The 15,149-nt window shown below is 38.7% G+C and carries 9 protein-coding genes; 3 read left to right on the forward strand and 6 right to left on the reverse strand.

All coding sequences use genetic code 11. From position 1 onward, the window contains the following. Positions 1–48: 48 nt before the first annotated feature. A complete protein-coding gene (locus G636_RS19215; protein WP_026506631.1) occupies positions 49–3,804 on the forward strand; it encodes an InlB B-repeat-containing protein in 3,756 nt (1,251 codons plus the stop codon). A gap of 87 nt (positions 3,805–3,891) precedes the next feature. Here G636_RS19215 and G636_RS0101825 read toward each other — a convergent pair whose 3' ends face one another. Together G636_RS0101825 and G636_RS0101830 are read right to left on the reverse strand one after the other, a co-directional pair. Next, entirely contained in the window at positions 3,892–4,842 is a 951-nt protein-coding gene (locus G636_RS0101825) for a glycosyltransferase family 2 protein (protein WP_026506632.1), read from the reverse strand. 55 nt (positions 4,843–4,897) lie between these two features. Beyond that, the gene (locus G636_RS0101830) at positions 4,898–5,761 is read right to left on the reverse strand and encodes a ChbG/HpnK family deacetylase (protein ID WP_026506633.1); all 864 of its coding nucleotides are present in this window, start codon (positions 5,759–5,761) and stop codon (positions 4,898–4,900) included. 225 nt (positions 5,762–5,986) lie between these two features. Here G636_RS0101830 and G636_RS16875 point away from each other — a divergent pair, with 225 nt between their 5' ends. Beyond that, entirely contained in the window at positions 5,987–7,207 is a 1,221-nt protein-coding gene (locus tag G636_RS16875; RefSeq protein ID WP_051226390.1) for a polysaccharide pyruvyl transferase family protein, read from the forward strand. A gap of 455 nt (positions 7,208–7,662) precedes the next feature. Here the strand turns inward: G636_RS16875 and G636_RS0101840 are convergent, their stop codons facing one another. From G636_RS0101840 to G636_RS0101855, 4 genes are all read right to left on the reverse strand, one after another. Next, on the reverse strand, positions 7,663–8,799 hold the full coding sequence (locus G636_RS0101840; protein WP_026506634.1) for a glycosyltransferase family 92 protein: 1,137 nt from the start codon (positions 8,797–8,799) through the stop codon (positions 7,663–7,665). Between the two features lie 385 nt (positions 8,800–9,184). Next, positions 9,185–10,567 (reverse strand): hypothetical protein, encoded by a 1,383-nt coding sequence (locus tag G636_RS0101845; RefSeq protein WP_026506635.1) that lies wholly within the window; start codon positions 10,565–10,567, stop codon positions 9,185–9,187. A 257-nt stretch (positions 10,568–10,824) separates the two neighbouring features. Continuing rightward, complete coding sequence (locus tag G636_RS0101850; RefSeq protein WP_026506636.1) at positions 10,825–12,351, reverse strand: lipopolysaccharide biosynthesis protein; 1,527 nt, start codon at positions 12,349–12,351, stop codon at positions 10,825–10,827. A 565-nt stretch (positions 12,352–12,916) separates the two neighbouring features. Next, the gene (locus G636_RS0101855; protein WP_081668222.1) at positions 12,917–14,356 is read right to left on the reverse strand and encodes an IS110 family transposase; all 1,440 of its coding nucleotides are present in this window, start codon (positions 14,354–14,356) and stop codon (positions 12,917–12,919) included. A 342-nt stretch (positions 14,357–14,698) separates the two neighbouring features. Between G636_RS0101855 and G636_RS21135 the strand changes: the two genes are divergently transcribed. Then, a complete protein-coding gene (locus G636_RS21135) occupies positions 14,699–14,911 on the forward strand; it encodes an IS110 family transposase (protein ID WP_051226391.1) in 213 nt (70 codons plus the stop codon). Positions 14,912–15,149: the final 238 nt, after the last annotated feature.

The raw sequence follows: 15,149 nt of genomic DNA on the forward strand, positions 1-15,149 counted from the left end.
GATCGGCCAAAATAATAGTTCTACAAAGCATTCAGCAAGGAGGCTTCTATGAAGCGAAGGTTATGGGCACTAGTATTTTCGGTAGCTATTACAGCCAGCACTATATTTGGACATACATCTCCCACCGTCATATCAGCATATGCAGCAGGACAGTCTTATGACAGCTCCTGGTATTTGGACTGGCTATATAGCATAGAGGGATCAGATATTATCCTGGATGAGTATAGAGGAAGCTCTACAACCGTCACAGTTCCCGGTAGCGCTTATATAGATGGAGCCTCTTATAATGTTGTCATTGATGACCCGGATAGCCTCTGGGGCATGATGCAGGATGATATCGAGGAGATAAGCTTTTCTTCTTATTCAGGCTATGTAAGAGCTCTTAGCTGCAAGAAGCTCTTTAATGGTTGCACAAGTCTTAGGAGCGTGGACCTAGCAGGTCTTAATACATCCGGAGCCAGCAGTATGGACCGTATGTTCCGGGACTGCAGCAGCCTAAGGAGCCTTGATCTCACCGATCTCAATACTTCTTCTGTAACTGATATGTTTGGTATGTTTGAAGGATGCAGCCAGCTATCATCTCTTGACCTTACAAACTTTAACACCTCATCAGTCACCAATATGGACGGCATGTTTAACGGCTGCCGGGCCCTGACTGATATCAACCTTTCTTCTTTTGATACTTCCGCTGTAACTAATACAGCATATATGTTTAAGGACTGCTCATCCCTGAGCAGACTGGATCTGTCATCTTTTACTCTCAATAACGCTGATGACATGTGGAATATGTTCAAAGGTGACTATGCATTGACCTCCCTGACACTTCCATCTTCCATGTCCTCTTCCGTAAAATATTACGCGCTTCTTCCTGTAGAGCTATACAGCTATAATGACGGCGTACTGTCAGGCAGCTACGATATGGGAAGCAGAATTGGCTCTGAGCATTCCAGCCTCACTTTGACCAAGGCTATCAATACGGTCAATTTCTATACAGACAGCTCAGTTGAAATTGCTTCTCAGACCTTAGAACCCGGTTCCCTTATCACAAGACCCGATGATCCGGAGAAAGAAGGCTACTCTTTTACCGGCTGGTACTCTGATCCCGATCTTGAAACACTATATGACTTTAACAGCCCTGTATTATCATCAATTACTCTCTATGCAGGCTGGACACATATTAAATGCAGCGTAAGCTATAATAGTCTCGGCGGCTCGGAAGTAGAAGAGGGAGAAGTATGGTATGGTTCCTCAGCAGAAAGGCCTGCTGATCCATACAGAGAAGGCTATGATTTTGCAGGCTGGTATACAGATGAAGCCTTGACAGAGCTCTACGAATTCTCAAGCACCATTACAACTGATATAAACCTCTATGCCAGCTGGCTGATCCAGAGCCGCAGTATCAGCTTTGATCCTCGCGGAGGCAGCGCAGTAGAGACCAGAGTAGTCTCTTATGGTGAGGCCGCAGAAGAGCCCGGTGCCCCCACGAGAGAAGGCTATGATTTTACAGGCTGGTATACAGATGAAGATCTATCCACCAGGTATGATTTCTCATCCTCTGTAACTGAGGATATTACCCTCTATGCCGGATGGTCGCAGAAGGTGCTCAAAGCCCGCTTCTACACATCAAGCGGTAATGAATGGACTGTAAAGGATGTATTATGGGGCGAAAAGGTAGATAAGCCTGAAGATCCGTCAATGGACGATTACAGCTTTGGCGGATGGTATTATGATCTCAGCACAGACAGCCCTTATGACTTTAATAATCCGCTGCTTAATGATCTGGAGCTCCATGCGAAGTGGATAGAGATACCAAAGCCTGTAATCATCGATGTAGAATCTATCACAATTGATAGAGACAGTATAGAGATCAAAGAAGGGGAAAGTATGCCCCTTAGCGTGACCATCAATCCCGCAAACGCTACAGATACATCCTTTGTCTGGAGCAGTGATAACGAATCAGTAGCAAAAGTAAGCAAGGGTATGCTCAGAGCTCTGTCCTGCGGCACAGCTACTATCACTGCAAGCTCTCCTTCAGGACCATCAGCAAGTTGCCTGGTTACAGTCATCACCAGCAAGGTAACCAATGTGGAAGCCGTCACTCTAAATGAGAGAAGCCTGAACATGGTAGTAGGCGATACCCAGCAGCTGACTGCAACTATCTCCCCTGCAGATGCAGATAATAAGAGTGTATTCTGGACAAGCTCAGAAGAAACAGTTGCCACTGTATCAGAATCAGGCCTTGTCACTGCTACAGGTCTGGGTGAAGCAGTGATCACAGCCAGCTCCGCTGATGGACTTTGCAGAGCTAGCTGCAGCATAAAGGTCGGCAAAAATGGAGAACTATTAGAAGGCGGCGATGCTCCTGAAGAGCCTGCACCTAGCGAAGACCAGGAAGTAGGAAGTCCAGAACCAGAGCCTGAACCGGAGCCTGCTCCCGGAGCTACGCCTGCGCCTACTCCTACTCCGTCTCCGACTCCTACGCCTAGTCCCACACCTACTCCTTCGCCCAGTCCTACACCGGATGAGCCTGTAGAAGACCTTTCAGATAGTCCGGTACTGGATGCAGACAGCGACATGGTACTGGAAGTAGGTGAAAGCGACAGGATCAATATCACTTATGGAAATAAATATGTAGAAGGCATCGTATGGAAGGTAGACAGCTCCAGCAAGAAGATAATCAGCGTCAATAACGGCGTAGTCAAAGCACTTAAAGTAGGTAAAGGCAAAGTGATAGCCAGCTACGAAGGAAGTACTAAGATAATCACTGTATCTGTAGTAAATACTACCCCTAAGGTTAGCAGTGATAAGAACTGTTCTGTAAGTGCTCTAAGTAGTCTGTCTCTGAAATATACAGGAACAGAGACCAAGAATAGCTATTATGTACTGAGCGTATCCGGCAGCGGCAAGGTAAAAGGCGGCGAGATCACAGGCAAGTCCAGCAATGATGATGTATGCACTGTTGAGACATATGGTAAGCGCTTCAAGCTGGTAGCCAGAGGTAGAGGCGTAGCCTATATTACCTGGACCGTGTCCAAGAACGGATTAAAGGCACAAAAGAATACCAAGGTAGTAGTAACCAAGCCTCTGCAGCAAGGCGAGCTCAAGATAAGTGCAGCTGATGCCCTATATAATTTCTGGTCTTCGCTATTTGCCAAGGTAAATGGAAGCTATGATTTTGATCAGCCTGTAGCACTTGCTTCCGCTGCTGACAGCAAGGATATCCTCATGGCCCAGGGATATGACCAGTCAACCATCACTCCCATACCTGATCTCTTCTCAGGCCAGGAGGTGACCACAGATCAACAGACTGAGATCGAGCTGGAAGTAGGTCAGGGCGTGGATCTGTCAGCACTGGTACCTGAAGATTATACAGATACAGCCATTGTCAAATGGAAGAGTTCCAACTCTGCAGTCAAGGTCAGCAGTACCGGATATGCCATGGCCACAAGACCTGTCAGCAAGAAGGTCAAGATCACAGCATCCATAGGCAAAGTAAAGGATAACATTTATATTACTGTGAAACCCGCAAAGAAGTATGTAGCATTTTCCAAGGCTTCCATAACTGTCAAAAGAAGCAGCAAAGCAAAGAAGGCTACTATCTCCATGAACGGAAAGCCCGGCAGTCTAAAGAAGCAGGCAGTATTTAGCATAGTCGGTGAAAACGGAGCTGCAAACGGAATCTCATTTAGCTCCAAGAACGGCAAGGTAACTATAACAGTATCACCTAGCGCTGCCCCGGGCACCTACTATGTAGTAGGATGTACCACAGAAGGAGCTGCATCGGCAGAGCTGATAGTGAAGTAATTTCATGATGAATTAACAATAAAAAGGTGATCACTTCCTGATATGTCCCAGAACACTGGACACATATCAGTTAAGTGATCACCTATTTTATTTGATTGTATTCTCCTCAATGATATACCTGGGCCTTCGCTTGGACTCCATGTAGATCCTGCCCACATATTCGCCGATGATCCCTATGCTCACAAGCTGTACACCACCAAAGAACCAGATGGAAAGTTCTAGAGATGCCCATCCATCTACAGTATTGCCGTTATACCAGTCAAAAAAATCATGGATCATAACACAAATGCTGACTAAAAGGACCATAAGTCCCAGATATAATACGCATCTGATCGGAAATATACTAAATGACGTGATACCATCCAGAGCAAGCTTAAGCATCTTGTGAATAGTATACTTACTACTCCCCTGCTCTCTTTCATGGACATCAAAATATACCTTATCAGTTTTAAAACCAAGCGTGGTGATAAGACCTCTGATAAAGAGATTGGACTCCTTGTACTGAAGAAGAGCTCTGGCACTACGCCTGGACATCAACCTGTAATCGGCGCTATTTGGAACAATACCGGCTCCGACCATTCTCATCAGTTTGTAATAGATAAGAGCTGTATGTTTCTTAAAAAAACCATCAGTCTGTCTGTCATTCCTGATGCCAAATACTATGTCGCTGCCCTTCTCATAGGATGCCATAAACCTGGGGATTGCATTAATATCCTGCTGCAAGTCCACATCTATAGTGATAATAGCATCAGCCTTTTCCACAGCCGCCTCAATACCTGCATAGAGCGCAACCTGATGTCCCCTGTTCTGAGCCAGTTTTACCCCTTCTACCATATCATCAGTCCGGTGAAGCTTATCTATGATAGACCAGGTCTTGTCTGAAGATCCATCGTCAACAAAGAGCATCTTGCTTTCGCTGGATATGATTTTTCGATCAACCAGAGAATCCATAAGTGATCTTAATTTCCTGTGACTTATCTCAATGGTCTCTTCCTCGTTGTAACAAGGCAGGACCAAATATAAAACATCTTTCTCCATAGCTCTCCTCCAGGCCTTGCTATGTCCGGCAAAGTAATAGCACAAGGCACAATTATTATATCATACTGCTGGTCTTTAAGCGCAGCAGTGCCGTGGCCTCACCCTTTCTGTTGTAAGATGCAAACCAGTCTTTAAAGGTATCATCAAGGAGATACTCCCCATCATATATAGCTCCCGGATGAAACTGTATCTCTACGTCTCGGCCCTGATAGCTCTTAGTCCTCTTGATCCGCCTAATAAGAGGTGCAATATTGCTGTAGAACATCCTGTCTGTGAAGATCACGCCAATATATTTAAGCGACTTATCATATAGTCCCTTACGCTTTAAGAGAGGCTTGTCAATGATCAGGCACGCCTTTAGGATCATAGCTTTGACCACGCTAAGAGGGCTGATATTTTTCCATAGACGCGGCTCTTTGATATAGAGCCCAAAATCCTCTATGGGAAGGCGATAATATTCAACAGGAACTCCTATCCTGTCTATAGCTCTGACAATTCCCTTAGTAACTCCTGGAATCATATGATAATGCCTGTGGCTATCTATCCTGAGCTTATATCCCTCAGGCATGAAAGAGAGGATCCTCCTCATCTGGAGGTAACACTCTTCTGCCACCTGTGCTTCCAATTCCTTTGGATGGGTAAAGGAGCAGATAAGCAGATTAACAAAGGATCTGTTAAATACCCCCTTCTCATCTGTCAAAAGAGGAACAGAGCCAGGCTCAGACAAAGCCTTACCTTCACAGAAATTAAGATGGATACCCTTGAGGCATCCATCATCTAATAGCTCCATAGTCTCCGGGAGCTGCTCACCATTAGGGATAATGCTGACACTGTTAAGGCAGCCGTCCTCCCGGCAGGCAAGTATTCTTTTGGATTGTTGAATGTTAATGCCGTAATCATCGGCGTGGAAGATGAACATATATATTTACCTAGCACTTAACAAAGAAACAAATAATAATTTTAAAACATTCACAGAATAGCACAAAGACTCCTATATATCAATATACCCATCTTACACATCTACTACCAATCAAGTAATAGCAATGCATAACCAATCATTCTTGACACATTTTTGACGGATACTATATACTTTTTATAATCGTGTTGTAAAAAGGTATAATCAATTTAGAATGGGAACAAAAGAATGACAATCAAATCTAAAAATCTAACACAGGAAAAAAAGACTATTAACGTTGCTTTACTAGGTTTACAAATACAAAATGATAACAAAGGTTGTGAGGCATTAACTTATTCATTCATATATGAACTAGATAAGATCGCATCAAAAGTCGATTTAATGATAAATTACAAAGTTATAGGTTTTTCAGATAATAAATTTGTTACAATTTCAACTCATCCTGCTCCTATACAATCAATCAAAATTCAATATCGAAGCCCTCGCTTTTGGCATACACTAATAACAATATTCAATTCAAGTGATTTAGTTATTGATTTTACTGGTGGAGATAGTTTTTCAGATATATATGGAAAAAAACGCTTTTTTATGGGTTCTCTCATAAAACTTTTGGCTATAAAAAACGCCCCTCTGTTTATTCTTGGGCCTCAAACGTATGGTCCTTTTAATTCAAAAATAGTTAAAAAACTCGCCAAATATATAATCATGAAAAGTGATTATGTGTTTGCTCGTGATGTCATTTCTAAGAAGGTAGCTGAAAACATTTCTGGAAGAGAAATTAAACTAACCACGGACGTAGCATTTAATCTGCCATATGATGATTCTATCAAATCTTCATCAAATAGTATTAAGGTAGGCATCAATCCATCAGGATTGCTGTGGGAAAGCATATACGCAGAACAGAATAAATTCGGATTAAAGTTTGATTACAAAGAATATTGCAAATCTATCATTAAAATTTTGCTCGATGAAAATTATACAGTATATCTTATACCACACGTCGGAAACCACCTATCCCCTCCTGGCGAAAGTGATTACACATGTTGTAAAGAACTAGGTGCGATTGATGAAAGAATTATCATTGCAGAAAACATAACTACGCCAATCGAAGCTAAAAATATCATATCTCAGATGGATGTATTCATTGGCGCAAGAATGCATGCAACAATTGCCGCATTCTCAAGTTCAGTTGCAACAATACCTTTTTCCTATAGCAGAAAGTTTGAAGGTTTATACGATGGTATTGGTTATACCTATCTGATATCTGGACAAAAGATGTCCCTAGACGAAGCAATAGACAAAACAATTATGTGGGTTCACAATTATCAAGAACTATTATCACATTCCAAAGAATCCATGAAAAAAATCAGATTATCACAGATGTCATTCCAAAAAGAATTAACCTCAATTCTTTCCGAATTACAATATAATTTCTCAAAATCGAAATAAAGAACACTTAACATCGTAAGAGCTAAATTTTCGTGCAATACAACATGAAAATTTAGCTCTTTCATTCTTCGTGATAATTATACCAAGATAATCTGTCATTACTTTTCCATAATACTTTACTAGAATAAAAAACTAGTTGCTTTGAATGCACCATTCTCGGATAGTTAGTCCACTTACATTCTGTTGATTGATCAGATGTAACCGGCAAGTACTTTTCCCGAAATATTAGGGGGGGGGTGCGGACAGAATCTTGGACCGTCACCCCTATTTATTAACCGTTTACATCAGAGTAGCCCAGTTGATAATCTCATCCAGATATAGCTGTTGTTTCCCATCCATGCGTTACGTGCATTGTATTATTACGAATCGCTTAAATACACAAAACGTACGTTTCGGGGGCAATAATCTCATGAGTCTGATAGAATTACATGAATATCGGTAGCTGATAATAATCGTTAATCATTTATTTGATTCATGTAATTTGAAATATCTTCTACATATCTCAAAGCAATATCATCTTTGGTTTGCGGATAATTGAGCCTAGCTAATATTTTTTCGTAATCAGGAGAAAATGACGCAGAGTATCCACGATTACATTTATTACGTAATTCTTCTTTTGATTTAGTCCAATAATGATTAATCCTAATATAAGATGAATTATTTTTTCCAGTAAAAGCAGGTCCACTATTTGAAAGATACATCCACTTAGTATCAATACTATGCCCATTTTCATCAACAGCATATTTACTATTTTTTAGAATGCAAAAATGAGGAGAGGTAATATCATAAACCATAGAAGGATCTGCAACTGTTTTAATTCTGAGATTCAAAATATTATTCCTATCTTCAAAAGTACTTAAATAATTACTTATAACAAGTCCTTCCGGAATAACTTCATGACAATCCGGCCCGTAAACAACCCAATTGACACCAATAGCCGGATATTGCTCTTTTTTTTGGAAAAATCGTTTTAAATCTTCGGAAGGATTTACCGGAATCATAAATTCATCAATATCAATAAATGCAACCCATCTATATTTTGTTTTTAGGCATTTGGCCGCAAGTCTATATGCTGGTAATTGGGCAAGCTTGCCAGGAAACCTTATTACTGTTACAAATCCATTTTCAATCCATTTATTCAAAACACTAGGTGTATCATCTTCTGATCCGTTATCAAAAATATAAATATGATCCATCCCCACTATTTTATAAAAACAACACCATTCATCTATATATCTACATTCATTCTTAATTATACAGACTGCGGAGACATAACCATCAGGGCTATTCGAAAACTGTAAATTGATTAATCGACGACTGATACGATTCTTCATAAAAAAGCAGTAATCCTTAATAATATTCGAGAGACGATTAATAAACCTATATATTTTGTTACTATCAACACCGTTTGTAATATAATACAATTTTTCAAATTGCTCTTTTGAATCGGGATTATTACAAATTCTCACATATGTTTTTTTTAATTGTCTATAACTATATGAAGAAGCCAAGAGAAATAAGCGTTTTTTATCTTCAAAAAAAGACTTGTTTAGAAATTTTTTTTGTTCAAATATCAACTTAGAATAATCCATCACACCATTTTCTTTCTTATTTTATCGTAAAACATAATACAATATTGTAATCATTAGGTCAAACTACAAATAAAAAAACATTGTAATTATAATAAATTTATAATTCAATATCCATAAAGATATAACTTCACAAACTACATTTTTGCTTTGTAAAAATAACTTAAGTAGAGTAAGAACCAATTAAGAGCTTACATCCGAACAATATACAACAAATGAGAGATATGTATGTCTGAAAAAGGAGATGAACGCACATTTGGGGCCCTTGACACATATCTCTCAATATATTTATATGTATAATAGATTGATATTATCTTACTATTTTCAAATCAGATTCAACTGTTATGTTCAGCTTATTTCAAGAGAAAGAAAAAATCAAGAAACATATTCAAAAATCCACGAATCTAATCTGATTCATTTGGCCATCGGTATCATCAAAACACACGACATACGGGCTACCTGATTTAATTACGTGATGAACATCTATCGGAAGATCATCAAAAACAATCCCTTCAACGAGTTGAGAATATAAAGGAAATGCAGGAACATTTATCCTAGTGTCTCCATCCTCAGTTCGCACTAAAAGAATTCGATCTTGATTTGTATCATTTGTCACTGAAAGATGAATACCGTCACTATCTCTCCATACGGATCCAACATATAATTGATCCGTGTCTTCTACATTGTTTATTGTCAAAACACTTGATGTATCTCGATCAATGCAATAATGCTTTCCCCACTTTTTAGCGCAACCCAGTCTAACATTACTCATCGTAGTATGAATCCCAGGTTTACCTGCAGCAGTAGTAACATAAAGAGTATATCCACCTCCGTTAAAAAAACAATCCTCAATCGTAAAATTCGGGCACTCAGTCTTATTTGTTGCAATTATACATGAATTTACAGCATTTTCTGTCACTTCTACAGGGTAAATCAAATTAGGAACTTCAATACGAACATTTTTTAAATGAATATTATCACACTCTTCAGTACCACTAATAATCTGAATACCGTCTGTATGGCCTAAAGGATTTCCTAGAACATAACTAGGATTAGGATGTATCAAATCCGAAATATATGAATCATATACAGATACATGTCTACTAATATCCAGCGCATCCTTGTTGGCACCACCAAAATAGCAATTACGAAAAGTAGCATGCGAAGCAGTAACCTTATTAAAACTACAATTATTGAAAATAGCAACCACGCCACCATCATTATCTGTAGTTGAAAATTCTTTAAACCTACAATTGTTAAAAACAACAGTTTTTGAAGTTCCTACATCTTTCAAATCAGCGTAGAAAAATGAAGTTTTATTAAACTGAAAATCTGTATCCGAAAAAACTATTTCATCAGGATAATTTACACTATATTTAGGCTGAAAAGTGATAACTCCGTCAGTTCTTATCTTAACAGGCAAATTTAATGAATCAACATTATCGGGCGAAACAACCAAAGACATGTTTTTTTCATTACACCCTGTATTGTATTTATCAGGAATGACCATCAAATCACGTTCCATTTTTGAATATACAGAACTATAATCCTCTGTATATGTCCCTTGACTATCCGTTTCTGATGTACCAGCATTTGATGTTGTTTCATCAGTCAAAGGCACTATTGGGTTCACAATCAGCTGTTCACCAAACTCACTCTTTTGAAAAGAGGAAACAAATGACATAGTGAAAACGACACCAGCAAAAAGAATGACTATAAGAAATGCGGATAGCACTGCCTTTTTTCCGGTAAACACATATTTCTCACCCATAGCAAGTCTCCTTCTAAATTTTAATATTACTACTCTTAAGACCATACTATATATCGGATAATAATTTCATTTTTCAAAGCAGAATTAACGCAAACAAGGTGAATTTAAGATTATAACGCTATGCATTCCATTACAAAATTACTTTCAATGTATTCCGCCTCAGCAAATAAATAACAACCATAATATTAACATTGTATATATCTTATAAACAATCATAATACATAGCACTTTTGTAATCCAGGCGCAATTATATAATATTATGATTTTGACACGATTTTAATTATCTTTTCGGTTATCATTCTGAATTCTTTTGTTCTGCAAAACACAGCAATAATAACTCCATTAACAGTAACCGTACATATAATCCCCTTTAATATCATCACCGCAAAACCAGCTCCTGTAATCAATGATGTCAACCTAACAGATAGAGCACATATCACCAAAGCGACAATATAATATTTAAACAGTTTGAAATAGTATCCAAAAACATTAGCATTAAAATAATACTTATATAAAACAAATCCTTCAATCCATATAGCGACCGATAACATACTAACAATTGTACCTAGCTTTACGCCCATGATACCAAACTTAATTGTTAATGGAATCGATACCACAAGATTCACAAATGCCTCTAACAAAGCCTTATACCTGTCATTATAAAATGTTCCAGTTGCATTTCTCATAATAAGTGCAGGGTTCCTCATTCCTCCTAAGAAGAAGTATGCAGCAAAAACATAAACCGTGGATACATCAAGGAGATAATGTTTTCCAAGCCATACTGCAATAAAAGGCTGAATCAGACACACAAATCCAGTGGCTATAAACGTATATATCCAAAAGGAAAAAAATATCATTCCATCAAAAACTTCCAGACTTCTTTTCCTATCTGCAGATGCAACAAGATTACCAAAGCTAGCTGTAAACGATGTAAATACACGATTGATCAATGATGATGCTGTGGTAATGATCAGATTATAATTTGAGAAAGACCCAAGCGCCACAAGTCCAATTAGTTTAGATATTATTATGCTGTCAGTACCGCTAACAATAACGCTACCAATTTTATGCATCAGCATTGCTTTTATATTCTTTTTTATTTCATCATACTTTACTTTAGCAAGTGGAGTAATATCTTTCTCTTTGATATATGGATATTTATTATCAGCAATATAAGAATTAAGAACATTTTCTCCAAGTGAAAACAGGATTTGCACACTAAGATATAACAAAAAGCTACGAGAAATGAGTAAAACAACCACTTGAAACAAACGAGACAACACTGAGAAAATCGATGAAACAATAGTGGGAATATATTCTTCCTGATTACAGGTAATCAATGTCTTTTTGTAAACAAGGAAATACGATACCCCCGAGTTTAACACATACATAACATAATAAAGTCTTATAAGTGGAATATCAGGCATTTCCTTGATAAAAACCTGAAGGAAAGGTGTGATACTGCATCCAACAACAATGATAACCGTGCCAATTGTTGTATACATCTTCTTGTAAAGATGCATCAAACTCTTAATCTCTTCTGTATTTCTGTCAGCTATAGGCTTATACATAGCATAAGACATAGCTGTTCCAATACCTAACTCAGAAAGAGAAAGCATATTCAATATATCCGAAAATAGACCATTTAGTCCAAGATATTCATTTGAAAGCATCCTTACAAACACGCCTCTGCAAATAAACTGTAGAAGCATTCCAAATATTGCACCTATAAATGATATTGATGCATTTCTAGCACTATTAACTGTCCTACTCTTTACTGCCATTTCTTCCTTGTATGATCCATTTAGAAGCTAAGGATCACACTTTCCTTCCTATAATTTCAAGCCCAAATTTCAGTATTTATGAGCTTTTTGTTTATTGATATACCTCTTTAACAGGAGCTAGTGGTGATGAATAGTCATATATCATGTACTAAATAGCTGATTGAAGGTAACACTAATAAAGCATCCCTTTGTTTGCTCTATAAAGGCTATAATTCCTTTGATCAACTATGATGGTGAACCTTCCGTGTCTAAAGGGATCGTGTCCCAACTTCCTTCGTCCCACCTACTCATACACCAAGTGCCAGCAAAGCTTTCTTGCAGGGTCTAGGCCCTATGGAGAGAACTCCCGCCAGCTACAGCTCTTGTTTGTCTTTGGTACTTACTAACTGACCTATATGTCTTGAATGGTACCGACAAGCGGTGGACGCAATCCATTAAAGGCATATGTTGGTAGTTGTTCTGTAGGAGATGTCCCCCTACTGTTAACGGGTTACCATCCGGAACCCTGCTCAGCTGTCGCACTGCATTCAACAGCTCGGCAGGATTCCGGATATGTGATACTTATTTATGCAGCTACTGTCTCAGCGTTATCAAATCTCTTGATATCATCAAGCATCTTTTGAGGGTCATAAATGACGCCTTTCTTGAGGATCGCAAATATAATCCTCAGAAGCTTGCATGCTATAACTATCAGCGACTGCATCTTCTTTAGCGGATTCTTCGGCCGTGTAGTGTAGTACTCATGTATCAACTGGAATTCTTCAGCATGAGCCACAACTGATTTAGCTCCTTGGAACAGCCAGGTTCGCAGTTCTTTGCGTCCTCTGTGGCTTATCTTTGTTTCGCCATTATGCTTGCCCGAACTGCATGCAACAAGGTTTAATCCACTTAGTTTCTGTATTTCCTTAACATCGTCAAATCTATCAATATCCCCCATTGAAGATATGATCCCTGCAACTATGTTCTGACCCAACCCAGATATTTCAAGGATGTTTTCAGCGTGTGGTATTTCCATGCATTTCGCATTGATAGCGGCCTCCACTTCCGAAAGTTTATCACCCAGAGAGAGCATTTCTTCCACAAACCATCTGACAGCTTCTCTGTCGTATTCTGCACCTTCATTTCTTCCCACGCTTGTACTGGCGTATCTGAATAGTTCAGTTGCCCTGCTATAGCCGCGTCCTCTTAGCTTAGCATTGTGCCAAATCTCTCTTATGCCATCTTCACCCAATGCAACTATGTCCTCTGGAAATGGCGCAACCTTGAGCACTTCTAAAGCAAAACTTCCATCCACTTTTCCAAATGCGTCCTTATATTCAGGAAAGTGAATCTTCATTAGCCTGTGCATCCTGTTTGCACAACGGATCCTGTTCTCGGTAAGCTGACTCCTTAGAAGCGAGAGACTACGCAGATCTGCGTATATGCCCTCTGGAAGATATGGCATACCATAGTTTCCGTTCATTACCAGATTTGCTATTACTTTGGGATCTTTTCTGTCATCCTTTAACTGGCTGTTGTCTTCAACCTCCTTTGTCTGCTTGACTGCATATGGATTTACCTGTACAACACTGATACCATTGCTTATAAGCCATGTCGCTATACAGAACCAGTAATGACCTGTAGGCTCAAGTCCTAATACTATCTGCTTTTTGCCATTTACTGCAGCAAGCTCAACCATCCATGCCTTTGCAGCTTCAAATCCTTCTTCATTATTCGTGAATGAAAATGGTTTTTTGCTGAGTTCTCTGCCTCGTATATCTATAGCTCTCAGATAATGAGTTTCACTGCCTATATCGCATCCTACTATAAGCATGTCCTCCGATATAAAAGAGAGCTTGGCATTCTTATCAAACTTTCCTGATGCTTCCAGATCATGCCAGGTCTTAGCCTGCATTGTCTTGAGAAGATCATCGATTCTTGACTGTCTTTCTTCGGCTGATAAAGTGTTTATCACCGAGAAAGCTTTGTTTACTTGATTTTTGTTTTCATTTGCTTTAGCATTCATGTAAGATACCTCTTGTAGTCTTGGATTATTACCAACTGCCAGGTCAGTAACAATCCAACTTTACTCGAGGTATTCTTTTTAGGTCAATCCCTGTTTAAATCATACAGGAAGCTTTCTTTTTCATATAGTGGTTCAATACAACTCAGATACTGTGGACTTTTGATTTTTCTTTGTAGCTATGACTACTCTACGGGAGTGTATTGCCGCTACCTTTATCTGAATTGTTTATAACTGGATGTTGCCATAAGCATTGCTTATGCGTACTTATTTCTATCAAGTCTACAATGATAATCGTTAGTGGATATCACGGTATCAGACTTTTTGAAAGAGAGGTACAACCTCATGATCTATGTTGGCGTTGATATTGCCAAACTCAACCACTTCGCCTCTGCGGTTTCTTCCGAGGGTGACATACTCATCGAGCCGTTTAAAATCACAAATGACAATGATGGCTTCCGACTGCTGATCTCCAAGCTCGAATCACTCGTTTTCATAGCTGGTCTCACTTTACATTTTTACCATAATATTGTAAGATATCCTTCGATATGCCTGTAAAAGTATATCATAATAGTGTATCAATCCACAATCAATGATTCTCTTTGACTTCAAAAAAACAGTAATATATTTAATTGATATAATATAGACTCAACAAACACAAAATATAAGCATCGAGATATGTCGCCGATTATTTGAAAGACCTTTTCAAAACATGCAATATGACTTTTTCATTTCATATGAACATTAAACACAGATATTGCCATTAGCAAAATACCATTGATTGAATAAATAATTA

Origin of the sequence: Butyrivibrio sp. MC2013 (genome assembly GCF_000424585.1) — a bacterium.
Lineage (GTDB): Bacteria > Bacillota > Clostridia > Lachnospirales > Lachnospiraceae > Butyrivibrio.

Coding starts and splice junctions, on each gene's coding strand:
- G636_RS19215 (WP_026506631.1), top strand. CDS start 49: ATGAAGCGAAGGTTATGGGCACTAGTATTTTCGGTAGCTATTACAGCC.
- G636_RS0101825 (WP_026506632.1), bottom strand. CDS start 4,842: ATGGAGAAAGATGTTTTATATTTGGTCCTGCCTTGTTACAACGAGGAA.
- G636_RS0101830 (WP_026506633.1), bottom strand. CDS start 5,761: ATGTTCATCTTCCACGCCGATGATTACGGCATTAACATTCAACAATCC.
- G636_RS16875 (WP_051226390.1), top strand. CDS start 5,987: ATGACAATCAAATCTAAAAATCTAACACAGGAAAAAAAGACTATTAAC.
- G636_RS0101840 (WP_026506634.1), bottom strand. CDS start 8,799: ATGGATTATTCTAAGTTGATATTTGAACAAAAAAAATTTCTAAACAAG.
- G636_RS0101845 (WP_026506635.1), bottom strand. CDS start 10,567: ATGGGTGAGAAATATGTGTTTACCGGAAAAAAGGCAGTGCTATCCGCA.
- G636_RS0101850 (WP_026506636.1), bottom strand. CDS start 12,351: ATGGCAGTAAAGAGTAGGACAGTTAATAGTGCTAGAAATGCATCAATA.
- G636_RS0101855 (WP_081668222.1), bottom strand. CDS start 14,356: ATGAATGCTAAAGCAAATGAAAACAAAAATCAAGTAAACAAAGCTTTC.
- G636_RS21135 (WP_051226391.1), top strand. CDS start 14,699: ATGATCTATGTTGGCGTTGATATTGCCAAACTCAACCACTTCGCCTCT.